Below are 26,797 nucleotides of genomic sequence, written 5' to 3'. Positions count from 1 at the left end.
CATTTGTATACTAATAAATTCGGGACACAAGAGCTTACCGTGCAAACGGGCACGCCGGGACCTGATCGGTTCGGGCGCGCAGGAGAAGGTTTGGCGTCAGCGCCCTCGGGTTGGCCAGAAGGTTAGGTTTGATGAACACCATATCAACGCTCAACACCGCCGGCGCCCGGCCGCTGCAGTTTCCTATACCGGCCAATGTCTATGCCGAAACCGTCGTCTCGGTGAAGCACTATACCGACCGGCTGTTTTCGTTCCGCATCACCCGGCCGCAATCGCTGCGTTTCCGCTCCGGCGAATTCGTCATGATCGGCCTGCCAAACGCCGAGAAACCGGTGTTCCGCGCCTATTCGATCGCCAGCCCTGCCTGGGACGACGAACTGGAATTCTTTTCGATCAAGGTGCCGGACGGCCCGCTGACCTCGCAACTGCAGAAGATCCAGATCGGCGACACCGTCATCATGCGGCAGAAGTCGACCGGCACGCTGGTGGTCGACGCGCTGACCCCGGCCAAGCGCCTGTTCATGATCTCGACAGGCACCGGCATCGCGCCCTTCGCCAGCCTGCTGCGCGATCCAGACACCTATGAAAAATTCGAGCAGGTGATCCTGACCCACACTTGCCGCGACAATGCCGAACTCACCTACGGCCAGGAGCTGGTTGCAGAGCTGGAGAACGACCCCCTGATCGGCGAGCTGACCGGTGGCCGCGTCACGCTCTACAATTCGACGACGCGCGAAACCTCCAAGCGCATGGGCCGCATCACCGCGCTGATCGGTTCGGGAAAATTCTATACCGATCTCGGCATCGACAAGCTCGACCCCGAGACCGACCGAATAATGATCTGCGGCTCGATGCATATGCTTAGGGATGTCAAGGAACTGGCCGAAAGCCTCGGCTTCGAGGAAGGCTCGCTGCATCATCCGGCGAGCTTCGTCGTCGAGCGCGCCTTCGTCGGCTGAGACGGCGGGGCGCTTCGGCGCCCGCCTCAAGCGGGTTTGACCATACGGTCAAAAATCTGCTGCTTTCGCGGCCTTTTTCAACTATGACCGCTTGAAGGACTCGTGAAGCGCTGCTTCGCGGGCTATTCTCGGTGGACGTCGCTGAACAAAGGGGCAGGAGATGAGCAGCACAATCCGCGAGGCCGATCTCGGTGCCGACAGGTTGGGCGCGCCCAAGGTCACGCCGCTGCCGGCGCGCACCGCCGCCAACGCGCCGGTGTCGCAAGCGCACGGCATTGCCCGCAACCCCGGCATGAAGCTCGATCTCGGCTTCATGGAATCGATGCGCAGCGTCAACCGCTCGGCGCTGGAACGGCGTGTCGCCAGTCTGACCAAACGACGCTCGATCAAGGCCGACAACCAGGCCGCCTGGCTGCTGCGCGCCGTCGCCTGCATGGACCTGACCACGCTGAACTCGAACGACACCGACGAGCGCGTGCGCCGGCTCTGCGCCAAGGCGGTCAATCCGTTCCGCCGCGACATCGTCGAAGGTCTCGGCATTACAGGTGAAAAGATCCGCCCGGCGGCGGTCTGCGTCTATCATCCCTTCGTCGCCACCGCCGTCGATGCGCTGCGCGGCAGCGGCATCCATGTCGCCGCCGTATCCACTGCGTTCCCGCACGGCCTCACCCCGCTGTCGACGCGTCTGCAGGAGATCGAAGCTTCGGTGAGCGAGGGCGCCGACGAGATCGACGTCGTCATTCCGCGCGGCCTGGTCTTCGGAGCGAAATGGCAGGAACTCTATAACGAGATCGTTGCGATGCGCGCCGCCTGCGGCGAGGCGCATCTCAAGGTCATTCTCGGTACCGGCGATCTCGCCACGCTGCGCAACGTCATGCTGGCGTCGATGGTGGCGATGATGGCGGGCGCCGATTTCATCAAAACCTCGACCGGCAAGGAAAGCGTCAACGCGACGCTGCCCGTCGGCCTTGCCATGGTGCGCGCCATCCGCGCCTATTTCGAGGAAACCGGCTATCTCATCGGCTTCAAGCCGGCCGGCGGCATATCCACGGCAAAGGCGTCGCTCGACTGGCTGGTGCTGATGAAGGAAGAACTGGGACGGCGATGGCTGGAGCCGGACCTGTTCCGCTTCGGCGCGTCGAGCCTTTTGACCGACATCGAGCGCCAGCTCGAACACCATCTGACCGGTCACTATTCGGCCAATCATCGCCACGCGATGGCGTAGGGCGGACCTAGCTTTGAACGTAGAGTTCCGTCGCGCCCCCCTCTGTCCTCCCCACTCGTGGGGAGATTGGCTGTCATCGGCGATTTCGCCAACTGCTGACGTTGCAGAATGGCCGCAGCCAAACATGAAGTCCGATCTCCCCCCTTGTGGGGGAGATGTCCGGCAGGACAGAGGGGGGCGCGAAGGATCGCCTGCCTCGCTGAAGAGGAGCGCTCCGTGAACATTCTCGAACGCTATCATGCCATGGACTACGGTCCGGCGCCGGAGGCCCGCAATGAGGCCGATGCGTGGCTTGCTGCGCGCGATTTTTCCAAAGCGCTGTTCATCGGCGGCGACTGGAAGGCGGCCAGCGGCGGCAAGACTTTCGACACCAGCGATCCCGCCTCCGGCAAATTGCTGGCCAAGGTCTCGGATGCCGGTGCTGCCGATATCGATGCGGCGGTTTCGGCCGCCACAAAAGCGCTGCCGAGATGGAGCGCCAGCTCCGGCTACAGCCGAGCCAAAGCGCTCTACGCCATCGGCCGCGCCATGCAGCGCCACCAGCGGCTGTTCGCGGTGCTGGAATCGATCGACAACGGCAAACCGATCCGCGAAAGCCGCGACATCGACGTGCCGCTGGCCATCCGCCATTTCATCCACCATGCCGGCTGGGCGCAGGCTCTGGACAAGGATTTTCCGGATCAGAAGGGCGTCGGCGTCGTCGGCCAGATCATCCCGTGGAATTTCCCGCTCTTGATGCTGGCCTGGAAGATCGCGCCGGCGCTGGCCGCCGGCTGCACCGTGGTGCTCAAGCCGGCCGAGTTCACGCCGCTCACCGCCATCCTGTTCGCCGAGATCTGCGAACGATCAGGCGTGCCGAAGGGCGTCGTCAACATCGTCCACGGCGGGCCGGAGGCGGGTGCGGCAATCGTCAATCATCCCGGCATCCAGAAGATCGCCTTCACCGGCTCGTCCGAGGTCGGCAAGATCATCCGCAAAGCCACTGCCGGATCGGGCAAGAAATTGTCGCTGGAACTTGGCGGCAAGTCGGCCTTCGTCGTCTTCGAGGACGCCGATCTCGACAGCGCCGTCGAGGGACTGGTCGACGGCATCTGGTTCAACCAGGGCCAGGTCTGCTGTGCCGGCTCGCGCCTGCTGGTCCAGGAAGGCGTCGCCGAAGCCTTCATCGCCAAGGTCAAGACGCGGATGAGCCGGCTGCGCGTCGGCAGCCCGCTCGACAAGAACACCGATATCGGGCCGCTGGTCGACTTGACCCAGCTCGACCGCGTCAAGGGGCTGGTCGCCGCAGGGGCCAAGCAGGGCGCCGTCTGCTGGCAGCCGGATGTGGCGCTGCCGGCTTCCGGCTATTACCATCTGCCGACGCTGGCGACAGGCGTTTCGCCGGCCAACATCCTGGCGCAGGAGGAGGTGTTCGGCCCGGTGCTGGCGACAATGACCTTCCGCAACACCGAGGAAGCGGTCGAGCTCGCCAACAACACGCGCTACGGCTTGGCCGCCTCGGTGTGGAGCGAGAACGTCAACCTCGCCCTGCACGTCGCGCCGCAATTGAAGGCCGGCGTCGTCTGGGTCAACGGCACCAACATGTTCGACGCCGCCTGCGGCTTCGGCGGCTACCGCGAGAGCGGTTTTGGCCGCGAAGGCGGGCGCGAGGGCATGTTCGAATATCTCTCGGCAAAACTGCCGCTCGGCCCGGCCATCAAGCCGGCAGTGGCTACGACACAGCCTGTCGAGCAGGCGGAAGGCGACACTATCGATCGCACGGCAAAGCTGTTCATCGGCGGCAAGCAGGTCAGGCCGGACGGCAATTATTCGCTTGCCGTCGCCAGCGCCAAGGGCAAGCTTGCCGGCGAGGTCGGTCTCGGCAGCCGCAAGGATGTCCGTGATGCCGTCGCGGCTGCACGTGGCTGCAAGGGCTGGCCGGAGGCGACCGCCTACAACCGCAGCCAGGTGCTTTACTATCTGGCCGAAAACCTGTCCGGCCGTGCCGACGAGTTTGCGGCGCGTCTCACAGAGCTGACCGGCGCCACCGCGAAGGCGGCGCGCGAAGAAGTCGAGCTGTCGATCGAGCGGCTGTTCCTCTATGCCGGCTTGGCCGACAAGTTCGAGGGCCGCGTCCACCAGCCGCCGGCCCGCGCCGTCACTTTGGCACTGCATGAGCCGGTCGGCGTCGTCGGCATCGTGGCACCCGACAATGCGCCCCTGCTCGGCCTGATCTCGCTGGCCGCGCCGGCGCTCGCCATGGGCAACACCGTCGTCGCGCTGCCATCGGAAAAGTATCCGCTGCTTGCCACCGATCTCTATCAGATCATCGAATATTCCGACGTTCCGGCCGGCGCCATCAACATCGTAACCGGCCGCAGCGCCGAGCTCACCGGCGTGCTGGCCAGGCACGACGATGTCGACGGGCTCTGGGTGTTCGCCGATGCCGAGACCTGTGCCAACGCCGAAGCCGAGTCCGTCGGCAATCTCAAGCGCGTCTGGACCGGCAACGGCCGCAGCCTCGACTGGGCGTCGACCGAGGCCGCCGGCGATGCCTTTCTGCGCCGTGCCGTCGAGGTTAAAAACGTCTGGGTGCCTTACGGCGACTGAACGGTCGCCATTCGCGCGGCGTCGGACTAGAAGCGTTCGGGCTTGACGGCACAAAAGATGTTCTTTACCGAGAAAAAACATTTGCCCCTAAGCTAACAGCAATACAGGCGGCATGATAGTGCCTATCTGGCACATTGCGCCTTGGCCGCGTGCCAGTAAGAACCGGCGGCCACAGAGGAGAAAAGCATGGCGGATCTGGCCGGCAAGATCGTTGTCGTCACAGCGGCGGCACAAGGCATCGGCCGTGCGAGCGCGCTGGCTTTCGCCAGGGCGGGCGCTGTCGTCCATGCCACCGACATCAATGAGGTGATGCTAGCCGAACTTGGCAAGACGGCTGGCATCAAGACCCGCAAGCTCGACGTGCTGAACGACGAGGCCGTGACGTCGGCCTTCGCCGAGATCGGCGCCGTCGATGTGCTGTTCAACTGCGCCGGCTTCGTCCATTCGGGCTCGATCCTCGAGATGAAGGACGCCGATCTCGACTTTGCTTTGGATCTCAATGTCCGCTCGATGATCCGCACCATCCGCGCCGTGCTGCCCGGCATGCTGGAGCGCGGCGACGGCTCGATCATCAACATGGCGTCGTTGGCGGGCTCGACCAAGGGCGTGCCCAACCGCTTCGTCTACGGCCTGACCAAGGCGGCCGTCATCGGCCTGACCAAATCGATTGCCGCCGATTATGTCGGCAAGGGCATACGCTGCAACGCCATCTGCCCGGGCACGGTCGAAAGCCCGTCGCTGCAGGACCGCATGCACGCGCAGGGCGACTACGAGGCGGCCCGCGCTGCCTTCATCGCCCGCCAGCCGATGGGCCGCCTCGGCACGCCCGAGGAAATCGCCGATCTCGCCGTCTATCTGGCCGGCGCCACCTATACGTCGGGGCAGGCTTATAATATCGACGGTGGCTGGTCGATTTAAGCTCACCTCAATCAAGGAGAGAATTCTATGAAACTGCTGCGCTATGGCGAGGCGGGGAGCGAACGCCCCGGCCTGCTCGATGCGGATGGGACGATCCGTGACCTCTCCGCCCATGTCACCGACATTGCCGGCAAGGCGCTCGACCCGGCATCGCTTGAGACATTGTCGAAGCTCGATCCGAAATCGCTGCCGGCGGTTCCCGGCAAGCCGCGCATTGGCGCCTGCGTCGCCGGGACCGGCAAGTTCATCTGCATCGGCCTGAACTATTCCGACCATGCCGCCGAGACCGGCGCCACGGTGCCGCCGGAGCCGATCATCTTCATGAAGGCGAGCTCGGCCATCGTTGGACCGGACGACGACGTGCTGATCCCGCGCGGCTCTGTGAAGACCGATTGGGAGGTCGAGCTAGGCGTGGTTATCGGCAAGACCGCGAAATATGTCACCGAGGCCGAGGCGCTGGACTATGTCGCCGGCTATTGCGTCGCACACGACGTGTCCGAACGGGCCTTCCAGGCCGAACGGCAGGGCCAGTGGACCAAGGGCAAAAGCTGCGACACATTCGGGCCGATCGGCCCGTGGCTGGTGACCAAGGACGAGGTGAAAGACCCGCAGAACATCCCGATGTGGCTGAAGGTCAACGGCAAGACGATGCAGAACGGCTCGACCAAGACCATGGTCTATGGCGTCGCCTACCTGGTTTCCTATCTCAGCCAGTTCATGTCGCTGCATCCGGGCGACATCATCTCGACCGGCACGCCGCCCGGCGTCGGCCTCGGCATGAAGCCACCGGTCTTCCTGAAGGCCGGCGACGTTGTGGAGCTCGGCATCGAAGGACTGGGCATGCAGAGGCAGACGTTCAAGGCGGACGTATAGGCGCTCTTCCTTCTCCCTTGTGGGAGAAAGGTGGATCGGCGCGCAGCGCCGAGACGGATGAGGGGTTCTGGAAGAAACGCGGCGAGAAAACATCGAAGGATTTTAGTCGCTTACGCCTTCAGCGTAGCGATCCTTCCAACCCCCGTCATCCGACCGAGCTTCGCTCGGCCACCTTCTCCCACAAGGGGAGAAGGGGAGTCGGCACCCGCTACTTCAACACCTTCCCATCCGCCCCGAACCGGTACGTCTTTGCCGGATCCGGCGTCGCATAAAGCGTAGCACCAGGCTCGGCGTTGTAGACGCCAAAAATGCGCACGGTGATCAGCCCGGCCTTCTCGCAGTCGAGATAAAGGTTGGTGTCGGCGCCGAGATGCTCGGCATGGACGACCGTGCCTTTCCAGGCGCCGGATCTCGCATCGACGGTCAAATGCTCGGGACGGACGCCGATGGTCTTCGCCGTCTCGCCAAGCCTGGCGCCGTCGACGAAATTCATCTTCGGTGAGCCGATGAAGCCGGCGACAAACTCATTCGCCGGCGAATTATAAAGCTCCATCGGTCCGCCGATCTGCTCGATCTTTCCGGCGTTGAGCACGACGATCTTGTCGGCCAGCGTCATCGCCTCGACCTGGTCGTGGGTGACATAGATCATCGTCGCCTTCAGCCGGCGGTGCAATTGCGCGATCTCCAGCCTGGTGTTGACGCGCAGTGCTGCATCGAGGTTGGATAGCGGCTCGTCGAACAGGAAAAGCTTGGGCTCACGCACCACGGCACGGCCGATAGCGACGCGCTGGCGCTGGCCGCCGGAAAGCTCGGCCGGCCGCCTTGCGAGATAGGGCTCCAGCGACAGCATCGAGGAAGCGATGCCGATGCGGCGGTCGATCTCGGCCGCCGGCGTGCCCGCCTGCTTGAGGCCAAGTCCCATATTGTTCTTCACCGTCAGATGCGGGTAGAGCGCGTAGGTCTGGAACACCATGGCGATGCCGCGTTTGGCCGGCGGGGTTGCGGAGACGTCCGCCCCGTCGATGACCACGCGGCCCGAGGTCGAATCCTCCAGCCCGGCGATGACCCTGAGCAGAGTCGACTTGCCACAGCCGGAGGGGCCGACGAAGACGACGAATTCGCCATCGGTCACTTCGAGGTTGATGCCCTTCAGCACCTCGACCGGCCCAAAAGCCTTCTTCACATTCTCGATGTTCAGCGAGCCCACGGCTTCGTTCCTGTTCTAGAGTTTGACTGGTCTAGAGTCTGATTGGGGCGCCGCTGCGAACGCTCTCGTCGGCGGCAAGGCAGACGGCGAGCGACTTCACCGCGTCGTCCATATGGCGGGTGAGGTCCAGATCCTCGCGGACCGCTCTGAGCAGAAAAGCCTGTTCGAGGTCGCAGAGATCCTGATGGCCGGGTTCGCCTTCCATCGACAGTGTCTCATCCGGCTTGGCGAACTTGCCGTCCGCGTCGGTCGCCGCACTGTGCAGGCGGATGGTCGAGGTCTTGGTATGGGTGTCGATGTCGTCGGATTTGACGCCCTCTTTCATGACGATCGACACGCAGCCATTGGGCGAGATCACGTCCTTCACGAAGAAGGCTGTCTCCGAGATCATCGGCCCCCAGCCGGCCTCGTACCAGCCGACCGAGCCGTCGTCGAACAGCACCTGCAGGTGACCGTAATTGTACATCGTGGGCGCTATCTCGTCGGTCAGCCTCAGCCCCATGCCGCGCACCTCGACCGGCCGGGCGTCGGTGATCTGCAGCATCACGTCGAGATAATGCACGCCGCAATCGACGATCGGCGATGTCGTGCGCATCAATTGCTTGTGCGTCTCCCAGCTATGGCTTGAGGATTGCTGGTTGAGGTTCATGCGGAACACGTAAGGGCCGCCGAGCTTCCGCGCCTCGGCGATCAGCCTGATCCAGGAAGGGTGATGGCGCAGGATGTAGCCGATCACCAGTTTTCTGCCGTTGGCCCTGGCAGCCGCGACGACGCGTTTGGCATCCGCCACCGTCGTCGCCAGCGGCTTTTCGACAAAGACATGGCAGCCGGCCTCGAATGCCCTCACCGCATAGTCGGCATGGCTGTCGGAATAGGTGGCGATGCAGGCGACATCGGGGCTTTCGTCGCGCAGCGCCTCGTCGAAGGAGCGCCTGATATCATACGCGGAAAGCCCGGCCGGCAGCGGCACGTCCGAACGGTTGATCAGCGCCGCGATCTCAAACCCCGGATTGGTGTGATAGGCCAGCGCATGACTGCGGCCCATATTGCCAAGCCCGGCGACGACGACGCGAAGGGGTTTTTCGGCGCTCACTTGACCGCTCCCGAAGTAATGCCGCGGATCAGTTGCCGCGAGAAGATGACGTAGAGGATCAGCACCGGCATGATCGCCAGCGACAGTGCGGCCAGGATAGCGTTCCAGTTGGTGACGAACTGGCCGAGGAATAGCTGGGCGCCGAGCGTCACCGTCTTGGTCTCCTCCGACGGCGCCAGGATCAACGGGAACCACAGATCGTTCCAGATCGGGATCATGGTGAAGACCGCGACCGTCGCCATCGATGGCCGGACCAGCGGCAGCACCAGCCGGAAGAAGATGGTGTATTCGGACAGACCGTCGATGCGCCCGGCATTCTTCAGATCGTCGGATACCTGCTTCATGAACTCCGACAGGATGAAGACGGCGAGCGGCAGGCCCTGCGCCGTATAAACCAGGATCAGCGCCGTCAGCGTGTTGACCAGCCCGCTCGTCACCATCAGCTGCAGGATGGCGACGGTGGCGAGGCGGATCGGGATCATGATGCCGAGCGCCAGGTAAAGCCCCATCAGCGAATTGCCGCGGAAGCGATATTCCGACAGCGCGAAAGCGGCCATCGCGCCGAACAGCAGCACGAAGAACAGCGAGGCGACGGTGACGACAAGGCTGTTCTGGAAATAGTGGATGAAGTCGCCCTGGCCGATGACGGTGGTGTAGCCGATCAGGTCGAAGGTTTTCGGGGTCGGCGGCGTCAGCGGCGCGCCGAAGATACCCGCGCGGGATTTAAACGAATTCATGATGACGATGATCACCGGAAACAGTGCGATCACCGTGTAGGTCAACAGCACCGCATGGGCGCCGAGGGTGCGGGGCAGGGAGTGGGTTGCCGTGCTCATGTCTGGCCCCCTAAAACTGGTAGCGACGCAGGCGCGTCTGGACGAGGAAGAGGTAGACGCAGACGCCGCCAAGGATGATCAGGAACATCATCGTGGCGATCGCCGCGCCCATGTTGGGATCGCCGATCTGCAGCTGGAAACCGAAGAAGGCGCGGTAGAGGAAGGTGCCGAGAATGTCGGTCGAATAATTCGGCCCGGCCAGCGCGCCTTGCGCGGTGTAGATCAGGTCGAAGGCGTTGAAATTGCCGACGAAGGTCAGGATCGAGATGATGCCGATCGACGGCAGGATCAGCGGCAGCTTGATCTTCCAGAACTGCGACATGCCTGATATGCCGTCGCATTCGGCCGCTTCGATCACCTCCTCAGGGATGGACAGCAGCGCAGCGTAGATCAGCATCATCGGGATGCCGACGAACTGCCACACCGAGATCAGGCTGAGCGTGGTCAGCGCAAATTGCTCCTTGCCCAGCCACGGCGTGAACAGGCTTTTCAGGCCGACAAGATCCATCAGATTCGGCGCCACGCCCCAGAGCGGCGACAGGATCAGCTTCCAGGCGAAGCCAACGATGACGAAGGACAGGATCGTGGGGACGAAGATCGCCGTACGGTAGAACGCCGAGAATCTCAGCCTCGGGCTGGACAGCAGCGCCGCCAGAAGCACACCGATCGGGTTCTGCACCACCATGTGGATGATGAAGAACCAGACATTGTTCCTCAGCGCATTCCAGAAGCCCACGGACCAGTTAGGGTCGCCGAACAGCGTGCGGAAGTTGTCCAGCCCCACGAAAACCTGGGACTGGTTGATGTTGCGGAACAGCGCGAGCTGCAGCGTGCCGGCCAGCGGCAGGATCATGATCGCCGTATAGACCAGCACCGCCGGCGCCAGGAAGACGACGATATGCCAGCGGAACGGTCGTTTCGGTGCTGCGGCCATGCGTTCGGTCCCCGCCGATCAGGTTCTTGCAATTGCCGCCAAGGGGCGCGGCGCATCCCTCCCCCTTGAGGGGAGGGTGCCTCGCGGAGCGAGGCGGGTGAGGTCGGCCAAGGCAGTGCGCCATCGTGGTATCGACCGTGCTTTCCAGCAACGATCAGGTCGCAGCCTGCCTCCACCAATCCCCTCTGTCGCCTTCGGCGACATCTCCCCCTCAAGGGGGGAGATCGCAGCGCTCTGCCTTGGCTCTTACTTCGCCGGCTTGTACCAGCTGTCGAGGCCGTCCTGCAGCTTCTTGGCGGCAGCTTCCGGCGTGACCGTGCCGTTGATGACGTTGGCCGATTCAACCCACGTCTCGTTCTCGAGGTTCGGCGTACCGCGCCCCAGGATCTGGTAGGTCGAACGGATCGTCGGCTTGCACTTGTCGCGCCAGGAAACGAATTCCTGGGCCAGTGGGTCTTCCATCTTCACAGGGGTGTTGTTCAGGCTGAAGAAGCCCGGCAGCGCGTTGGCGTAGATGGTGGCGAAATCCGGCGAGGCGACCCATGTCAGGAAGGTCTTGGCCGCACCCGCGTTCTTCGAGGCCGCATTGAGGCCCATGCCGATGTCGGTATGGTCGGAGATGTAGCAGGTGTCGCCGGCCTTCTGCACCGGCGGCGGGAATGCGCCCATCTTGAACTGAGCCTGGGTGTTGAACAGCGCGATCTCCCAAGAGCCGGCCGGGTAGATGGCGGCACGGCCGAGCGTGAATAGGTTCTGGCTGTCAGGATAGGTCTGCGCCTCGAAGCCGTCGCCGAGATAGGGCTTCCACTTGGCGAGTTCGGCAAACGGCGCTACCCACTGCGGGTCGGTCAGCTTCTGCTCGCCCTTGATCAGCGCCAGACGGCCTTCCTCCCCCTTCCAGTAGTTCGGGCCGATGTTCTGGTAGCCCATGGTCGCGGCTTCCCAGAGATCCTTGGTGCCCATCGCCATCGGGATGTAGGTGCCGTCGGCCTTGATCTTGTCCAGCGCGGCGTAGAACTCCTCAGTCGTCGTCGGCACCTTGATGCCGAGCTGGTCGAAGGCGTCCTTGTTGTAGATGAAGCCGTGGATGACGGAAGCCATCGGCACGCAGAAGCTCGCCTTGCCGTCGTCGGTCTGCCAGGCGGCCTTGGCGACGTCGGAAAAATTCTCCATGCCGGGCAGCGTCGAAATATCGGCGAGGTTGCCCTTCTTGAAGAGTTCCAGCGACTTGTCGAACGGTCGGCAGGTGATCAGGTCGCCCGCCGAGCCGGCGGCGAGCTTGGCGCCGAGCGCGGCGTCATATTCGGTCGGCGCCGACGGCGCGAACACCACCTTGATGCCGGGGTTCTTGGCCTCAAAAGCCGGGATCAGCTTGTCCTTCCAGATGGCGAGGTCATCGCCGCGCCAGCTCTCGATGTTGAGCGTTACATCCTGGGCATAAGCCATTCCGGCGGAGCCGAGAATGCTGGTGCCAAGAAGAAGTGCCGTCAGTAGTTTCGTTGTCATGCTCAGTCTCCCTGTTGACCTTTTTCAGGTTCGGCTTTGAGAACAGAGGCTTTCTGCCCCATGCTCCCCTCGATCGCGGAAAGCGCCGGGCGCAGCTTCTGGCCGGTCCCTTCCAGTATCTTCTCGGCCGCATCGGCGCTGGCGGCGCCGGCGGCGAGCAGAATGGCGGTCTTGACGCCGCCGCCGCTCTTCTCGAGCAGGCGCGCCGCATCCTCCCTGTCGCGCCCGCTGATGGCGGCGACGATGCGTGCGGCGCGGTCGCGCAGCTTGATGTTGTCGGCCATGAGGTTGACCATGTAGCCGTCATGCACATGGCCAAGATGGATGGCGGCCAGCGTCGACAGCATGTTGAGCGCGATCTTCTGGGCGGTGCCGGCGCCCATGCGCGTCGAGCCGGCGATCAGCTCCGGCGGTGTCTCGAGCAATATGGCGATATCGGCCAGCCGAAGCAGCGGCGCATCCTTGTTATTGGCGATGGCGATGGTTGCCGCGCCGCGGCGTCTGGCGTCCTCGATCGCTCTGACCGCATAAGGTGTCGAGCCGCTGGCCGAGACCGCGATCAGGCAGTCGCCCTCGCCGATGCGGGCAGCGGCAACCGCTGCCGAGGCTTCGTCGGTGTCGTCCTCCGGTCCGCCGGCCAGTGTCTTGAAGGCATCGTCGCCACCGGCAATCAGGATGGCGATACGGTCGCGCTGAATGCCGAAGGTACCCGGCAGCTCCAGCGCATCGGCCAGCGCCATCAGGCCCGAGCTGCCGGCTGCCGCGTAAGCGAGCTTGCCGCCGTTGTTCAGCCTGCTGGCGATGATTTCGGCTGCTTTGGCGATGGCAGAAATGGCGACGTGCACCGCCTTGGCGGCCTCGATCTGCGCATTGGCCAAAGAGGAAAGGATGGCGTCCGGGGCCTGGATGTCCAGCCCCTCGGCATTCTGGTGAAGCGCTTCGGTGCGCGTTTCGGCCATCCGCTTTCCTCCAATCCAGAAAACCATACCAAAAAAATACCACTTGTCCACACGCATTAGCGATTTCCCTGCCTCGGAATTGGCTTTCGGGCAAAATACGCAGGTTTTTCAACCAGATGCGGCTTAATCTTTTTGAAACGGAAATTAATCCTTGGCTATTGGTATTTTATTGGTATTATCCGCCGGGAGGAGAAATCGCGTGAATTTCGTGCTTGGCATCGATGGCGGCGGCACCAGCTGCAGGGCGGCCCTGGCAACAGTGGACGGCACCGTCGTCGGCCGCGCCAAGAGTGGCGCGGCCAACATCCGCACCGATCTAACCGGCGCCAGGGCCAACATCGTCGAGGCGGCAAAACAGGCCTTTGTCGCCGCCGGACAAGACCCCGAAATGATCCCGCAAACCCCGGCCATCCTCGGCCTCGCCGGCGCCAATGTCGGCACCTACAGGCAGCAGCTCGAAGCAATCCTGCCGTTCAGCATCAGCCGTGTCGAGACCGACGCCGAGATCGCCCTGGAAGGCGCGGTCGGCTCCGGTGACGGCGCCATGGCCATCCTCGGCACCGGCACCGCCTACATGGCGCGCAGACAAGGCAAGTCGCGCGCCATCGGCGGGTGGGGATTCCAGGTCGGCGACCAGGGCAGCGGCGCCCGCATCGGCCGCGACCTGCTCGAACAGACGCTGCTCGCCTATGACGGCATTCGCCAGGGATCGCGGCTGACACAGGCCATACTCGCCATCTTCCGCAACAATCCCGAGGATTTGGTCGAGTTCACCACCAACGCCAAGCCGGGCGATTTCGGCGGCTTCGCGCCCAAGGTCTTCGAGCATGCCGAAAAGGGCGATGTCGTCGCCAACTGGATCCTCGACAAGGCGGTCGCCGATGTCGAGGCCGCACTTGGCGTGCTCGATCTCGGCAGCAACGATCCGCTCTGCTTGCTCGGCGGACTGGCGCCGCTCTATGCACCACGCCTGTCGGCGCGCTACCGGGCGCTGCTGAAGCCGCCGCTCGACGATGCGCTGGGCGGCGCGGTGCAGATGGCGGTTCGTGTCTTCTCGATGACTGCGGAGGGGGCACGATGAGCGAAGCCGCCGACCAGATCTTCGCGACCCTGAAACACTCGGCGCAAAGCGGCGCACCGCTTTATCTGCAGCTCAGGAAGAGCATCGAGGACGCGGTCAATCGCGGCCTGATCGGACCGGGCGACGCGCTGCCTTCCGAGCGCGACATCGCCAGCATGGCGGACATTTCGCGCGTCACCGTGCGCAAGGCGGTGCAGGACCTGGTCAAGGGCGGCATCCTCGTCCAGCGCCACGGCTCCGGCACCTTCGTCGCGCCGCGTATGGAGCGCGTCGAGCAGTCGCTGTCGCGGCTGACGTCCTTCACCGAGGACATGGCGCGGCGCGGCATGGCTGTCCGTTCAGCCTGGCTCGATCGCGGCCTCTATGCGCCCTCGCCGGACGAGATGATGGTGCTTGGCCTGTCGTCGAACGAGCTGGTGGCACGCGTAGCGCGCCTGCGCATCGCCAACGATACGCCGCTGGCGATCGAACGCGCCGCACTGTCGGCCAGCGTGCTGCCGGACCCGGCAGGAATTGGGTCGTCGCTCTATGCGGCGCTGGAAACGACCGGCTTCCGGCCGGTGCGGGCGGTGCAGCGCATCTCCGCGGCCAATCTCGGCGACGACGACGCGCGCCTGCTCGAAGTGCCGCCAGGCATTGCCGGGCTGCACATCGAGCGTATTTCCTATCTGGCGAGCGGCAAGGTTATCGAATTCACCCGCTCCATCTACAGAGGCGACGCCTATGATTTCGTCGCCGAACTCCGGCTGAGCGGGCCGGGCGAAGAGGGCCGGCCATGAGCGCGACGAGCAGCCAAAAGGGTGACACCCATATGCGGCGCGAGATCGAGGAGATCCCGGAGGCCACCGCGCGCCTGCTCGACGGCTCGGCAGCGGTGCTGACGGAGGCCGGGCGCGGCATTCGCGAGCGCGATCCGCAGTTCGTCGTCACCGTGGCGCGCGGCTCCTCCGACCATGCCGCCACCTTCATGAAGTATGCCGTGGAACTGACCGCCAGCCTCGCCGTCGCTTCGGTCGGCCCATCGATCGCCTCGATCTATGGCGCCAAGCTCAAGCTCGGCGGCTCGGCTTGCCTGGCGATCTCGCAGTCGGGCAAGAGCCCGGACATCGTCGCCATGGCGCAGGCCGCGAGAGCCGGCGGTTCGCTGACCGTCGCCATCACCAACACCGCCGATTCGCCGCTGGCGCGGGCCTCCGATTATGCGATCGACATTCTGGCCGGCCCGGAACGCAGCGTCGCCGCGACGAAGACCTTCGTCAATTCGGCCGTCGCCGGCCTCGCTTTGATGGCGCATAGCACCGGCGACGACAAGTTGCTGGCGGCGCTCGCCCATTTGCCGGAACATTTCCGCAAGGCGATCGCCTGCGACTGGATGGCGCTGGCCAGCGCCCTTGAGACGCCGAAATCGCTGTTCATCCTAGGTCGCGGTCCGTCCGCTGCCATCGCCAATGAAGCAGCGCTTAAGTTCAAGGAAACCTGTGCCATGCACGCCGAGGCCTATAGTGCTGCCGAAGTGATGCATGGCCCGCTGGCACTGGTCGGGCCTGATTTCCCGGTGCTGGCGCTCGCCGCCCGCGATGCTTCCGAGCCGTCGGTTGCCGAGGCCGCCGACAGCCTGGCGGCCAAGGGCGCGGCCGTCTTTGTGACCTCAGACAAGGCGAAAAGTGCTCAGCACCTGCCGCATGTCGCCACCGGCCATCCGCTGACCGACCCGCTGGCGCTGATCGTGTCCTTCTATGGCTTCGTCGAGGCCTTTGCCCGCCATCGCGGCCTCGACCCGGACACGCCGCCCAATCTGCGCAAGGTGACGGAAACCATATGAGCGACCGTTTTGCCCTGACTGGGGCCCGGATATTCGACGGCGACGACTGGCACGACGATGCCGCGCTTGTCGTGCGTGACGGCCTCGTCGAAGCCATCGTTGCCGTCGGCGCCGTTCCATCCGGTGTCGAGCGTATCGAAACCGGCGGCGGCATGCTTGCGCCGGGCTTCGTCGACCTGCAGGTTAATGGCGGCGGCGGGGTCATGCTCAACGACCATCCTGATGTCGCCTCGATCGAAACCATCTGCCGGGCGCACGCGCCGTTCGGCACGACCGCGCTGTTGCCGACGCTGATCACCGACACGCCTGAGATCACCGCGGCGGCGGTTGCCGCCGGAGCGGAGGCCGGAAAGCAAAAGGTGCCTGGCTTTTTGGGCCTGCATCTCGAAGGCCCGCATTTGTCGATCGCCCGCAAGGGCGCGCATGATCCGGCGCTGATCCGGCCGATGCTGGATGCCGACCAGGCGATGCTGATTGCGACGCGGAAAACTCTGCCGGTACTGTTGACCACGATCGCGCCGGAATCCGTCGACACCGTACGCATTTCGGCGCTCGCCGAGGCCGGCATCGTCGTCAGCCTCGGCCATTCCGACACCGGCTATGCCAAGGCGCGCGCGTTCGCCGATGCCGGCGCAACAATGGTCACCCATCTGTTCAACGCGATGAGCCAGATCGGCAATCGTGAGCCGGGGTTGGCGGGTGCTGCCATCGATACGGACACGTTGTTTGCCGGCATCATCGCCGACGGCATCCATGTCGATCCCGCCACCATGGCCATCGCGCTGCGCGCCAAGCAGGGTCCGGCAAAAATTTTCCTGGTCACCGACGCCATGGCGACGATCGGCACCGATATGACCTCGTTCACGCTGAACGGCCGCACCGTCTACCGCAAGGACGGTAGCCTGCGGCTAGCCGACGGGACGCTGGCGGGCGCCGATCTCGACATGATCTCCGCCGTGCGCTTCGTCCACCGCGTCGTCGGACTGGACCTTTCGGAAGCGCTGCGCATGGCTTCGTTCTATCCGGCGCAGGCGATCGGTCAGTCGCACCGGCTCGGGCGGTTCGCCAACGGCACCGCCGCCGATATCGTTGCGCTGTCGGACGAATTGGACGTCAAGGGCGTCTGGATAGAAGGCGACAGGGTTTTCGGGGTCGGCGCCAACTGGGTGTAACCTTAACATCAGCCGGCTTTGGCCGGAGCGTAGAGGTCCTTGTAGGTTTCGCGCAGCAGGTTCTTCTGCACCTTGCCCATCGTGTTGCGCGGCAGTTCGTCGACGAAGATCACCTGCTTCGGATGCTTGTATTTCGCCAGCCGCCCGGCGATGGCGCCGACGATCTCGGCAGCGGTGATTGTCGAGGCCGGCGTCCGCACCACGATCGCGGTGACGCCTTCGCCGAAATCCGGATGGGCAACGCCGACGACAGCGCTTTCGGCGACGCCGGGCAGCGCGTCGATCTCGCTCTCGACCTCCTTCGGATAGATGTTGTAGCCGCCGGAAATGATCAGATCCTTGCCGCGCCCGACGATGTGGACATAGCCGCCGGCGTCGATCAGGCCGAGATCCCCGGTGATGAAGAAACCGTCATCACGGAATTCCGCCTTGGTCTTTTCCGGCATGCGCCAATAGCCGCCGAAGACATTGGGGCCCTTCACCTCGATCATGCCGACCTCGCCCTGGGCAAGTGTTTCGCCGCTGTCGGGGTCGGCGATGCGCAGCGCGACGCCGGGTAAGGGGAAGCCGACCGTGCCGGCGCGCCGCTCGCCATCATAGGGGTTCGACGTGTTCATGTTGGTCTCGGTCATGCCGTAGCGCTCGATGATCGAATGGCCGGTGCGCTCGCGCCAGGCCTTGTGCGTCTCGGCCAGCAGCGGCGCCGATCCGGAAACGAACAGGCGGATGTTTTTCGCCGCTTGCCGGTTCAAGCCGTCCTGCTGCAACAGGCGCACATAAAAGGTCGGCACGCCCATCAGCGCCGTGGCCCGCGGCAGCAGCGAGACGATGCGGGCCGGGTCGAACCTGGTTTCGAACAGCATCGAGGCGCCGGCCATCAGGATGACGTTGGTGGCGACGAAGAGGCCGTGCGTGTGGAAGATCGGCAGCGCGTGGATCAAGACGTCTGCGGCAGTGAAGCGCCACTGGTCGACCAGAACCCGCGCATTCGAGGCGAGGTTCTCATGGCTGAGCATGGCGCCTTTCGAGCGGCCGGTGGTCCCCGACGTGTACAGGATCGCCGCAAGATCGTCCGGCCCGCGCACCACGTCGCGGAAGTCCGAAGACCGCCGCGAGGCCTGATCCATCAACGAGCCTTCGCCATTGCCGCCGAGCGTGAGTGCGATAGCGCCCGATCTCTCCGCCAAGGCCCCGATATCGGCTGCCCGTGCCGGATCGCAGACGACCAGCCGCGGCTCGGCATCGCCGAAGAAGTATTCGAGCTCGGTCAGCGTATAGGCGGTGTTGAGCGGTAGGAAGACCGCACCGGCACGCAGGCAGGCGAGATAGAGCAGGATCGCCTCGGGGCTCTTCTCGACCTGGACGGCGACGCGGTCGCCGGGTTCGACGCCCAATTGCAGAAGCGCATGTGCCAGTTGCGCGGACTGCGCCAGCATATCGCCATAGAAGATCGAGCGCCCGTCATCCGTCTCCATCAACAGACGCTCGGGCGCCGGCATCCCGGCGCGGAAAGCGTCGAACAAATGGTTGCTCATGCATCCCTCCGAGTCTGGGCAGCCGCCGGAAGCGGTGGTGCGGCCGGTCTCGCCGGTTTCGGCAGCAGGCGGCGCACAGCGGGCGCGGCCGCCACATCGTTCCTGGCGGCGAACAGCTCGTGGTTCTTCTCGATATCGTCGAGCTTGTAGCGATAATTGACCATCAGGCCATGCGCCTGACGTAAGGCGCGGGGCGACAGGTCGCCGAAAAGGTCGATGCGCTCCAGCCGCGCGCCATTGCCGAGATGGAACCGGGCGACCGGATCGATCACCTTGCCGGAGGCGGTGCGGGCTTCGAGGAAATACTGTGCCGCAAGAGGAAGCAGGGCCTGGCCCACGCGGTCGCGCATGGCAGCATCCGCGTGCCAACCCTGGTTGGCGACTAGGTCCAGCACTTCGGCGGCGGAGGGGATGGTTTCGGCCCGCTCGGCCAGCCAGCGGGCAAAGCCCGGCACCGGGGACAGTGTGACGAAATCCGTCAGGCTGGGAAGGTCGCGGCGCAGGTCCTCGACCACCTGCTTGATCAGGAAGTTGCCGAACGAGATGCCGCGCAAGCCGTCCTGGCAGTTGGAGATGGAATAGAACACTGCCGTCGTGGCCTGCCGTGGCTGCACCAGCGGCCGCTCGTCGGCAAGCAGCTCGGCGATTGTCGTCGGCATCGCCCGGGTGAGCGCGACCTCGACGAAGATCAGCGGCTCGTCACCGAGCTGTGGATGAAAGAACGCATAGCAGAGCCGGTCGTCGGGTTCGATCCGGCGGCGCAGATCGTCCCAGGTGTGGATGGCGTGCACCGCCTCGTAGCGGATGATTTTTTCCAGAATGTTGGCTGGCGTCGACCAGTCGATCCGCCGCAGCACCAGGAAGCCGCGGTTGAACCATGACGACAGGAGGTGCGTGAAGTCGGCATCGACGATGGCGAGATCGGGCGATGTGGGCAGCCGGGCAAGCAGATCCTGGCGCATGCGCACCAGCGTCTCGATGCCGCGGGGCGCCAGGTTCAGGCGGCGCAGAAGCTCCTGTCTTGCCGGTTCGGCGGCATCATGCAGGGTAAGTGCCGAGCGATCGTCGGGCGCGGCGCGATAGGCATCCACCGCGGCGGCAAGCTTGGCATGATCGGTGCCGAAGCGATCGCGCAGCACATGCAGGAAAGCCAGCCTTCCGTCGGCGCCGAGGGTGCGCCAGCGCTCAAGGATTTCCCGGGCATAGGCGACGCCCGATGCCTCGCCCTGGCTGGAAAGCAGACGGGCGCACAGACGCCCCAGGCTGTCGGCCGAGACCGGCTCGTCACCGCGAACGAGGTTCAGCATCATCCGGCCGCGATCGGCGATGGTGTTCAGCAGGTCAGCGAAAAAAGGGCTGCGGTTCATCGATCCGACCGTCGGAGAGGAGCCCTGCGGGATGGTCCGAAGAGGCATCAGGGTGAGACAGAGAATATGGATGTAGTTTCTGTTATGCCAATAAAATTGCCCAAAAATGGACAAAGACATTTTTGGCTGGGGGACCGTATGTCACGAACACAAGCGCACCGGCGTCGGCCAACGAATTCCTGACCGGCTGACGAGTCGACGCGTTCTGGTAATGACGGCCGGCAGCGTCAGCGGGCCGCCCGGTCGGCCGCTGTCCTGATCGCCTCGATGTTCCCCCGATAGGCTTCAACGCTGCCGCCCTTGAAGATGGCTGCACCGGCGACCAGCACGCTGGCGCCGGCGGCGGTGACCAAAGGTGCCGTTTGCGGCGAGATGCCGCCGTCGATCTCGATCCGGATCGGCCGATTGCCTATCAGCGCCTTCACCCGCTTCACCTTGTCGACGACTCCCGGAATGAAGGCTTGGCCGCCAAAACCCGGATTGACGGTCATGATCAGGATCAGATCGAGCCGGTCGAGCACATATTCGACCGCCGATTCCGGCGTCGCCGGATTGAGCGACACGCCGGCCTTCTTGCCGAGGTTCCTGATCGTCTGCAGCGAACGGTCGAGATGCGGCCCGGCCTCGGCATGCACTGTCATGCCGTCGCAGCCGGCTTCGGCGAAAGCCCCCAGATAGGGGTCGGCCGGCGCTATCATCAGATGGCAGTCGAAGAAGGCCCTGGTGCGGTTGCGGATCGCCTTGATCACCGGTGGGCCGAAAGTGATGTTGGGCACGAAATGCCCGTCCATGACGTCGAGATGGATCCAGTCGGCGCCGGCCGCCGCCGCCGCCTCGACCTCGTCGCCGAGCTTCGAAAAATCCGACGCAAGCACCGATGGCGCGATCAGGGTTTTTTTGCTCATGATCCGGCCTTTCCAGGGGCCCGTGGTTGCGGGCGCATCGTCTGGGTCGACTGCTAGACCATGATCCCGAAAAGGGGAAGCCGGTTTGTTCCTGGCGCGATGGCGTCAGATGTCGGCACCAAGACCCCGCCGGATTGCTCCGGCGGGGTCTTGTGGTGCGAATGGTTAGTTAAATATGCTGTTGCGCGCCGGATTCTGCTGTCGTGGAATCCGTTGCTTTTGCTCGGCAGGCGCGCCACCGGGGGCGGAAAGTCGGGCGGATAGAAAGGCGGCAGGTAACCGCCGCCCGGTATCTGCTCGTAATAGCCGGCACGGCCCTCGCAGGGGTGCAAGACCTCGACGTCGCCGACATGAAGTTCAACCTCGGGGTTTTCGAAATAGCCGTCGAAGTCGACGAACCATGAGCCGAAGGGCGGGACGTTGGCCGGCCTGACCAGCGCCGTCAGCGTGATCTGCACGCCGTGCATGGCGAGCGGCCCGCCGCCGGCAAGCTGTTCGGCAAGTGTCGGGGGGCGACGGGAGAAACATCCGGCGTTTCCGCGCAAATCAGGGCAAGGCGCGACGTTCCGGCACGTTTTTCCCTGATCGAATTGTCTGCTTTCCTCATAATCACGATACGTCGGCTCTTATGGTGGGGTCAACGGAATCAGCGGAAGCCCAGCGCGTCGAGCCGATCCCGGAAGCGGTGGTCGCACCGAGTTCCCGCAAACCGCGGAGCCTCTGGATTTCCAGTCATGGGCCTTTCCTTTTTCCGGGCCGCACCACGCGGCGCATCTGGGTGTCAGTCGCGAACCGACGCGGAAAGGTTCATGGGAGCCATGGCCGGAGAACTCCGGCCGGCCCAAGAAAAGGATGTTGGATGCCTTGCGCAGAATGCTTGCGCGCCGCGCAGCCTGTTCTTATATACGCGCCAAGCCGTTCGGCGCGCCGGAATGCCGGTTGCCGAAGCGGAATTTCTTGTGAACAGGGGCTTTCGTCGGAACGCCTGTACGGGTCCTGAGAGCCTGCTTAGCGGAGAGATTAGAAAAATGGCAAAAGTAATCGGTATCGATCTGGGGACCACCAACTCCTGCGTCGCCATCATGGACGGCAAGGAATCGAAGGTCATCGAGAATGCGGAAGGCGCGCGCACGACCCCTTCCATCGTCGCCATCAACAGCGACGGCGAGCGCCTCGTCGGCCAGCCGGCCAAGCGCCAGGCGGTCACCAATCCCGAAAACACCATCTTCGCGGTCAAACGCCTGATTGGCCGTCGCTATGACGATCCGGTGACGGAAAAGGACAAGAAGCTTGTCCCCTACAAGATCGTCAAGGGCGACAATGGCGACGCCTGGGTCGAGGCCGGCGGCAAGAAGCAGTCGCCCAGCCAGATCTCGGCAATGATCCTGCAGAAGATGAAGGAAACGGCGGAAGCCTATCTCGGCGAGAAGGTCGAGAAGGCGGTCATCACCGTTCCGGCCTATTTCAACGATGCCCAGCGCCAGGCCACCAAGGATGCCGGCAAGATCGCCGGCCTGGAAGTGCTGCGCATCATCAACGAGCCAACCGCGGCCGCACTTGCCTACGGCCTCGACAAGAAGGAAGGCAAGACTATTGCCGTCTATGACCTTGGCGGCGGTACGTTCGACATTTCGGTGCTCGAAATCGGCGACGGCGTCTTCGAGGTGAAGTCGACCAATGGCGACACCTTCCTCGGCGGCGAGGATTTCGACATGCGTCTGGTCGAATATCTGGCGGCCGAATTCAAGAAGGAACAGGGCATCGATCTGCGGAGCGACAAGCTCGCCCTTCAGCGCCTCAAGGAAGCAGCCGAAAAGGCCAAGATCGAGCTGTCGTCGACGACGCAGACCGAGATCAACCTGCCCTTCATCACTGCCGATGCCACCGGTCCCAAGCACCTGACGCTGAAGCTGACGCGTGCGAAGTTCGAGAGCCTGGTCGAGGATCTCGTCCAGCGCACGATCGATCCCTGCAAGGCGGCGCTCAAGGATGCCGGCCTCAAGGCCGGCGAAATCGACGAGGTCGTCCTGGTCGGCGGCATGACCCGCATGCCCAAGATCCAGGAGATCGTAAAGCAGTTCTTCGGCAAGGAGCCGCACAAGGGCGTCAATCCGGATGAGGTCGTCGCATTGGGCGCCGCCATCCAGGCCGGCGTGCTGCAGGGCGACGTCAAGGACGTGCTGCTGCTCGACGTGACGCCGCTGTCGCTTGGCATCGAGACGCTGGGTGGCGTGTTCACGCGGCTGATCGAACGCAACACGACGATCCCGACGAAGAAAAGCCAGGTGTTCTCGACGGCCGAGGATTCACAGTCGGCCGTGACCATCCGCGTCTTCCAGGGCGAGCGTGAAATGGCCGCCGACAACAAGGCGCTCGGCCAGTTCGACCTGGTCGGCATTCCGCCGGCGCCGCGTGGCGTGCCGCAGATCGAGGTCACTTTCGACATCGACGCCAACGGCATCGTCAATGTCTCGGCCAAGGACAAGGGCACCGGCAAGGAGCACCAGATCCGCATCCAGGCGTCTGGCGGCCTTTCGGACGCCGACATCGAGAAGATGGTGAAGGACGCCGAAGCCAATGCCGAGGCCGATAAGAAGCGGCGCGCGCTGGTCGAGGCCCGCAACCAGGCCGAGGCGCTGGTGCATTCCTCGGAGAAGTCGCTGAAGGAGTATGGCGAGAAGGTTTCCGAGGCCGACCGCACGGCGATCGCCGATGCGATCGCGGCGCTGAAGACCGCTGCCGAAGGCGACGACGCGACCGAGATCGAAGCCAAGACGCAGGCGCTCGCCGAAACCTCGATGAAGCTCGGCCAGGCCATGTACGAAGCTTCGCAGAAGGAAGCCGCGGAGGCTGACGCCAAGGCGGATGCCGCCAAGGACAGCGACGTGGTGGATGCCGATTTCGAGGAAATCAACGAGGACGACGACAAGAAGAAGTCGGCCTGAGCGGCCTGACGGCAGATTATCGCAGAAGGCCCGGCGCAAAGCCGGGCTTTTTTGCAACTCTGGCCGAAAAAGTGCGGGCTTGATCGGAAAAATGCGAGCAAGCCCGCGTCGACACTGGCATCCAGGCGCCATCGCACCTAAATCGGAACAGCGTGCCGGCAACGACGCAACAAGGCTTCAAGACGTTGAATATCCGGACTGCAGGAAAAGATGAAAGCTGATTTCTACGAAACGTTGGGTGTGCAAAAGGGGGCCGACGAGAAGGAGCTCAAGAGCGCTTTCCGCAAGCTCGCCATGCAGTTCCATCCCGATCGCAATCCCGGCGACCATTCCTGCGAGCACAAGTTCAAGGAAATCAACGAAGCCTACGAGACGCTGAAGGACCCGCAGAAACGTGCGGCCTACGACCGTTTCGGCCACGCCGCCTTTGAACAGGGCGGCATGAACGGCGGCGCACACGGCTTCGGCGCCGGCGGCTTCGCCGACATCTTCGAGGATATTTTCGGCGACATGATGGGCGGGCGCCAGCGCCGCTCCTCAGGTGGCCGCGAGCGCGGCGCCGACCTGCGCTACAATATGGAAATCACGCTGGAGGAGGCGTTTACCGGCAAGACCGCACAGATTCACGTGCCGGCGTCGATCTCCTGCACGGAATGCTCCGGCAGCGGCGCCAAGCCCGGCACCCAGCCCGTCACCTGCTCGATGTGCAATGGCCACGGCAAGGTACGCGCCACGCAAGGGTTCTTCTCGATCGAGCGCACCTGCCCGCAATGTCAGGGGCGTGGCCAGACCATCAAGGAGCCGTGCCCGAAATGCGCCGGCCAGGGCCGCGTCACCGAGGAGCGCTCGCTGTCGGTCAACATCCCGGCCGGTATCGAGGACGGCACCCGCATCCGCCTTGCCAATGAGGGCGAGGCCGGCCTGCGCGGCGGCCCGTCGGGCGACCTCTATATTTTCCTGGCGGTCAAGCCGCACGAATTCTTCCAGCGCGACGGCGCCGATCTCTACTGCAAGGTGCCGATCTCGATGACGACGGCAGCACTTGGCGGCTCCTTCGAGGTGGCGACGCTAGACGGCACCCAGACGAAAGTGAAAGTGCCGGAAGGCACCCAGAACGGCCGCCAGTTCCGCCTCAAGGGCAAAGGCATGCCGGTGCTGCGCCAGCACAATGTCGGCGACCTCTATATCCAGACCGCGGTCGAGACGCCGCAAAACCTTTCCCGCCGCCAGCGCGAGTTGCTGGAGGAGTTCGAGCAGGTTTCCTCGAAGGATAATTCGCCGCAGTCGAGCGGCTTTTTCGCCCGCATGAAGGACTTTTTCGAAACCTTCGGCGAGCGCTGATGCCTATTCTCGCCAATCCGGTGTAGAGTGCAATCAAGGCGAGGCTTCCCTAGCGTCATCAACATCTTATACCGGAGTCCGCCTTGCCTTGAACCCCGTAGCTGCTAAGTAGCCTCTCGGGGGAGCGTTCAGGAGAACTTGCATGGCACATGGTCCCGGACTGCGAAAGGCGCTGGCGGAAAAGTTCGACGACGAACTGAAGTTCTTCAAGGGCTGGATCGACAAGCCGAAGGCGGTCGGTTCGATCGTGCCGACCAGTTCCACCACGGCTCGAAAGATGGCCTCCGTCGTCAACCCGAACTCGGGCCTGCCGGTGCTCGAAGTCGGGCCTGGCACCGGCGTCATCACCCGAGCCATCCTCGCCCAGGGCGTAAAGCCTGAAAATCTCTACGCAGTCGAATACTCGCCCGATTTCGTGCGCCATCTGCGCCAGCTCTATCCCGGCGTCAACGTCATCGAGGGCGACGCCTTCAATCTCGATGCGACACTCGGTGACAAGAGCGGCCTGACCTTCGATTCGGTCGTCTCCGGCGTGCCATTGCTCAATTTCCCGGTCGCCCAGCGCATCGCCTATGTCGAAAGCCTTCTCGACCGCATCCCGACAGGCCGCCCGATCGTGCAGCTGACCTACGGCCCGCTGTCGCCGATCCCGCCCGGCCGCGGCGACTACACGGTCGAGCATTTTCATTTCGTCATCCGCAACATCCCGCCAACGCAGCTGTGGATCTACCGACGCGCGGCGCATTGAACAGTATTTGGTATTTGAGACGTGCCTGGCCTATACCTGTCGGCTGACAATGATGGCCAATGGCAGTGATCCCGAAAATTCTCGTCTTCGCAGGTTCGATTCGCGCTGGCGCCTACAGCGGCAGGACCGCCGATGTGGCGCAGAAGGAACTCGCTCTGCAGGGTGCCGAGGTAACCCGCATCTCGCTTGCCGACTATCCGCTGCCGATTCTCGACGAGGATCTGGAAAAGGAGAAAGGCATTCCTGAAAACGCCATCAAGCTTGCCCGGCAGATCGCCGCCCATGACGGGCTGCTGATCGCGACGCCCGAATATAACGGCTCGATCCCGCCGCTGCTCAAGAACGCCATCGATTGGGTGAGCCGCGTGCGAATGGATGGCGGGCGGTCGTTCAGGCCGTTCACCGGCAAGCCCGCCGGCCTTTGTTCGTCTTCCAAAGGACATTTCGCCGGGGTACGCTGCATCAACCATCTGCGCTCCGTGCTGGTGCGCTGCAAGATGGAGGTGGTGACGCCGGAATGCTCGGTGCCGGAGGGCGGCAACGCCTTCGACGAGGACGGAAATTTCAGGGACGAGAGACTGCACAGATCGATGGAGCACCTATGCCGCACGCTGATCGAAACCTCGCGCATGCTGTCGACGCGGATCGAGGCGTGATCCAGGAGCGCGCCAGCACCATGCAAGACAGGCTGATCGTCGGCCTCGACGTGCCGACGCTGGAGGACGCCGAGAAGGCGGTGCGTGAGCTCGACGGGATCGTCTCCTTCTACAAGATCGGCTACC

Annotated in this window: 22 protein-coding genes and 2 pseudogenes; 14 read left to right on the top strand and 10 right to left on the bottom strand. The window is 63.8% G+C overall.

Annotated elements, in window-relative coordinates; genetic code table 11:
- Window positions 1-131 precede the first annotated feature (131 nt).
- The 5 genes from EOA85_RS03760 (at window position 132) to EOA85_RS03740 (ending at window position 6,564) form a co-directional block, all read left to right on the top strand.
- Complete coding sequence (locus EOA85_RS03760) at window positions 132-959, top strand: ferredoxin--NADP reductase (RefSeq protein WP_127208424.1); 828 nt, start codon at window positions 132-134, stop codon at window positions 957-959.
- Between the two features lie 160 nt (window positions 960-1,119).
- Window positions 1,120-2,184, top strand: a complete 1,065-nt coding sequence (deoC, locus tag EOA85_RS03755) for a deoxyribose-phosphate aldolase (RefSeq protein ID WP_127208423.1) — start codon at window positions 1,120-1,122, stop codon at window positions 2,182-2,184.
- A gap of 216 nt (window positions 2,185-2,400) precedes the next feature.
- A complete protein-coding gene (locus EOA85_RS03750; protein ID WP_127208422.1) occupies window positions 2,401-4,773 on the top strand; it encodes an aldehyde dehydrogenase family protein in 2,373 nt (790 codons plus the stop codon).
- A 186-nt stretch (window positions 4,774-4,959) separates the two neighbouring features.
- Window positions 4,960-5,691 (top strand): SDR family oxidoreductase, encoded by a 732-nt coding sequence (locus EOA85_RS03745; RefSeq protein WP_127208421.1) that lies wholly within the window; start codon window positions 4,960-4,962, stop codon window positions 5,689-5,691.
- Between the two features lie 27 nt (window positions 5,692-5,718).
- A complete protein-coding gene (locus EOA85_RS03740; protein ID WP_127208420.1) occupies window positions 5,719-6,564 on the top strand; it encodes a fumarylacetoacetate hydrolase family protein in 846 nt (281 codons plus the stop codon).
- 208 nt (window positions 6,565-6,772) lie between these two features.
- Here EOA85_RS03740 and EOA85_RS03735 read toward each other — a convergent pair whose 3' ends face one another.
- The 6 genes from EOA85_RS03735 to EOA85_RS03710 form a co-directional block, all read right to left on the bottom strand.
- Window positions 6,773-7,771 carry an ABC transporter ATP-binding protein gene (locus EOA85_RS03735; protein WP_127208419.1) on the bottom strand — a complete coding sequence of 333 codons (999 nt, stop codon included), beginning with the start codon at window positions 7,769-7,771 and terminating at the stop codon, window positions 6,773-6,775.
- 31 nt (window positions 7,772-7,802) lie between these two features.
- Window positions 7,803-8,864 (bottom strand): Gfo/Idh/MocA family oxidoreductase, encoded by a 1,062-nt coding sequence (locus tag EOA85_RS03730; RefSeq protein ID WP_127208418.1) that lies wholly within the window; start codon window positions 8,862-8,864, stop codon window positions 7,803-7,805.
- Complete coding sequence (locus EOA85_RS03725; protein WP_127208417.1) at window positions 8,861-9,700, bottom strand: carbohydrate ABC transporter permease; 840 nt, start codon at window positions 9,698-9,700, stop codon at window positions 8,861-8,863. Before EOA85_RS03725 ends, EOA85_RS03730 begins: the two co-directional genes overlap by 4 nt.
- 10 nt (window positions 9,701-9,710) lie before the next feature.
- Window positions 9,711-10,634 (bottom strand): sugar ABC transporter permease, encoded by a 924-nt coding sequence (locus EOA85_RS03720; RefSeq protein WP_127208416.1) that lies wholly within the window; start codon window positions 10,632-10,634, stop codon window positions 9,711-9,713.
- Between the two features lie 246 nt (window positions 10,635-10,880).
- A complete protein-coding gene (locus EOA85_RS03715; RefSeq protein WP_127208415.1) occupies window positions 10,881-12,140 on the bottom strand; it encodes an ABC transporter substrate-binding protein in 1,260 nt (419 codons plus the stop codon).
- A 2-nt stretch (window positions 12,141-12,142) separates the two neighbouring features.
- Window positions 12,143-13,099 (bottom strand): N-acetylmuramic acid 6-phosphate etherase, encoded by a 957-nt coding sequence (locus tag EOA85_RS03710; RefSeq protein WP_127208414.1) that lies wholly within the window; start codon window positions 13,097-13,099, stop codon window positions 12,143-12,145.
- 199 nt (window positions 13,100-13,298) lie between these two features.
- Here EOA85_RS03710 and EOA85_RS03705 point away from each other — a divergent pair, with 199 nt between their 5' ends.
- The 4 genes from EOA85_RS03705 to nagA are packed head-to-tail and all read left to right on the top strand — an operon-like array spanning window position 13,299 to window position 17,174.
- Window positions 13,299-14,180, top strand: a complete 882-nt coding sequence (locus EOA85_RS03705) for an N-acetylglucosamine kinase (RefSeq protein WP_127208413.1) — start codon at window positions 13,299-13,301, stop codon at window positions 14,178-14,180.
- The gene (locus EOA85_RS03700) at window positions 14,177-14,959 is read left to right on the top strand and encodes a GntR family transcriptional regulator (RefSeq protein ID WP_095517600.1); all 783 of its coding nucleotides are present in this window, start codon (window positions 14,177-14,179) and stop codon (window positions 14,957-14,959) included. The genes EOA85_RS03705 and EOA85_RS03700 overlap by 4 nt, the downstream gene beginning before the upstream one ends.
- On the top strand, window positions 14,956-16,002 hold the full coding sequence (locus EOA85_RS03695) for an SIS domain-containing protein (RefSeq protein WP_095517601.1): 1,047 nt from the start codon (window positions 14,956-14,958) through the stop codon (window positions 16,000-16,002). The genes EOA85_RS03700 and EOA85_RS03695 overlap by 4 nt, the downstream gene beginning before the upstream one ends.
- Window positions 15,999-17,174 carry an N-acetylglucosamine-6-phosphate deacetylase gene (gene nagA, locus EOA85_RS03690; RefSeq protein ID WP_127208412.1) on the top strand — a complete coding sequence of 392 codons (1,176 nt, stop codon included), beginning with the start codon at window positions 15,999-16,001 and terminating at the stop codon, window positions 17,172-17,174. The genes EOA85_RS03695 and nagA overlap by 4 nt, the downstream gene beginning before the upstream one ends.
- 8 nt (window positions 17,175-17,182) lie before the next feature.
- Here nagA and EOA85_RS03685 read toward each other — a convergent pair whose 3' ends face one another.
- From EOA85_RS03685 to EOA85_RS03670, 4 genes and pseudogenes are all read right to left on the bottom strand, one after another.
- Complete coding sequence (locus EOA85_RS03685; protein ID WP_127208411.1) at window positions 17,183-18,709, bottom strand: malonyl-CoA synthase; 1,527 nt, start codon at window positions 18,707-18,709, stop codon at window positions 17,183-17,185.
- Complete coding sequence (locus EOA85_RS03680) at window positions 18,706-20,076, bottom strand: malonyl-CoA decarboxylase (protein WP_127208410.1); 1,371 nt, start codon at window positions 20,074-20,076, stop codon at window positions 18,706-18,708. The genes EOA85_RS03685 and EOA85_RS03680 overlap by 4 nt, the downstream gene beginning before the upstream one ends.
- 227 nt (window positions 20,077-20,303) lie before the next feature.
- Window positions 20,304-20,981 (bottom strand): ribulose-phosphate 3-epimerase, encoded by a 678-nt coding sequence (rpe, locus tag EOA85_RS03675; protein ID WP_127208409.1) that lies wholly within the window; start codon window positions 20,979-20,981, stop codon window positions 20,304-20,306.
- A gap of 239 nt (window positions 20,982-21,220) precedes the next feature.
- A pseudogene (locus EOA85_RS03670) lies at window positions 21,221-21,490 on the bottom strand (hypothetical protein); the annotation flags it as partial.
- A 519-nt stretch (window positions 21,491-22,009) separates the two neighbouring features.
- Here EOA85_RS03670 and dnaK point away from each other — a divergent pair.
- From dnaK to EOA85_RS38620, 5 genes and pseudogenes are all read left to right on the top strand, one after another.
- Window positions 22,010-23,926, top strand: coding sequence for a molecular chaperone DnaK (gene dnaK, locus EOA85_RS03665; RefSeq protein ID WP_065006542.1), 1,917 nt, complete (start codon window positions 22,010-22,012; stop codon window positions 23,924-23,926).
- Window positions 23,927-24,136: 210 nt separating this feature from the next.
- Entirely contained in the window at window positions 24,137-25,267 is a 1,131-nt protein-coding gene (dnaJ, locus tag EOA85_RS03660) for a molecular chaperone DnaJ (RefSeq protein ID WP_065006409.1), read from the top strand.
- Window positions 25,268-25,409: 142 nt separating this feature from the next.
- On the top strand, window positions 25,410-26,015 hold the full coding sequence (gene pmtA, locus EOA85_RS03655; protein ID WP_029347837.1) for a phospholipid N-methyltransferase PmtA: 606 nt from the start codon (window positions 25,410-25,412) through the stop codon (window positions 26,013-26,015).
- A gap of 59 nt (window positions 26,016-26,074) precedes the next feature.
- Window positions 26,075-26,671: an NADPH-dependent FMN reductase gene (locus EOA85_RS03650; RefSeq protein WP_065006410.1), complete on the top strand. Its 597-nt coding sequence runs from the start codon at window positions 26,075-26,077 to the stop codon at window positions 26,669-26,671.
- A gap of 20 nt (window positions 26,672-26,691) precedes the next feature.
- A pseudogene (locus EOA85_RS38620) lies at window positions 26,692-26,797 on the top strand (orotidine-5'-phosphate decarboxylase); the annotation flags it as partial.

Source organism: Mesorhizobium sp. M5C.F.Ca.IN.020.29.1.1, assembly GCF_003997375.1.
GTDB classification, from domain to species: Bacteria; Pseudomonadota; Alphaproteobacteria; order Rhizobiales; family Rhizobiaceae; genus Mesorhizobium; species Mesorhizobium wenxiniae.
The sequence above is the reverse complement of the archived record's forward strand: the minus strand, read 5'-3'. Positions and strand labels throughout refer to the sequence as shown.

Bases quoted from the DNA above. Each gene is read 5' to 3' on its own strand.
- EOA85_RS03650 (WP_065006410.1), top strand. From the start codon at position 26,075: ATGGCAGTGATCCCGAAAATTCTCGTCTTCGCAGGTTCGATTCGCGCT.
- EOA85_RS03740 (WP_127208420.1), top strand. From the start codon at position 5,719: ATGAAACTGCTGCGCTATGGCGAGGCGGGGAGCGAACGCCCCGGCCTG.
- EOA85_RS03745 (WP_127208421.1), top strand. From the start codon at position 4,960: ATGGCGGATCTGGCCGGCAAGATCGTTGTCGTCACAGCGGCGGCACAA.
- dnaK (WP_065006542.1), top strand. From the start codon at position 22,010: ATGGCAAAAGTAATCGGTATCGATCTGGGGACCACCAACTCCTGCGTC.
- EOA85_RS03760 (WP_127208424.1), top strand. From the start codon at position 132: ATGAACACCATATCAACGCTCAACACCGCCGGCGCCCGGCCGCTGCAG.
- dnaJ (WP_065006409.1), top strand. From the start codon at position 24,137: ATGAAAGCTGATTTCTACGAAACGTTGGGTGTGCAAAAGGGGGCCGAC.
- rpe (WP_127208409.1), bottom strand. From the start codon at position 20,981: ATGAGCAAAAAAACCCTGATCGCGCCATCGGTGCTTGCGTCGGATTTT.
- EOA85_RS03695 (WP_095517601.1), top strand. From the start codon at position 14,956: ATGAGCGCGACGAGCAGCCAAAAGGGTGACACCCATATGCGGCGCGAG.
- EOA85_RS03720 (WP_127208416.1), bottom strand. From the start codon at position 10,634: ATGGCCGCAGCACCGAAACGACCGTTCCGCTGGCATATCGTCGTCTTC.
- EOA85_RS03685 (WP_127208411.1), bottom strand. From the start codon at position 18,709: ATGAGCAACCATTTGTTCGACGCTTTCCGCGCCGGGATGCCGGCGCCC.
- EOA85_RS03715 (WP_127208415.1), bottom strand. From the start codon at position 12,140: ATGACAACGAAACTACTGACGGCACTTCTTCTTGGCACCAGCATTCTC.
- EOA85_RS03725 (WP_127208417.1), bottom strand. From the start codon at position 9,700: ATGAGCACGGCAACCCACTCCCTGCCCCGCACCCTCGGCGCCCATGCG.
- deoC (WP_127208423.1), top strand. From the start codon at position 1,120: ATGAGCAGCACAATCCGCGAGGCCGATCTCGGTGCCGACAGGTTGGGC.
- EOA85_RS03680 (WP_127208410.1), bottom strand. From the start codon at position 20,076: ATGAACCGCAGCCCTTTTTTCGCTGACCTGCTGAACACCATCGCCGAT.
- EOA85_RS03700 (WP_095517600.1), top strand. From the start codon at position 14,177: ATGAGCGAAGCCGCCGACCAGATCTTCGCGACCCTGAAACACTCGGCG.
- EOA85_RS03710 (WP_127208414.1), bottom strand. From the start codon at position 13,099: ATGGCCGAAACGCGCACCGAAGCGCTTCACCAGAATGCCGAGGGGCTG.
- pmtA (WP_029347837.1), top strand. From the start codon at position 25,410: ATGGCACATGGTCCCGGACTGCGAAAGGCGCTGGCGGAAAAGTTCGAC.
- nagA (WP_127208412.1), top strand. From the start codon at position 15,999: ATGAGCGACCGTTTTGCCCTGACTGGGGCCCGGATATTCGACGGCGAC.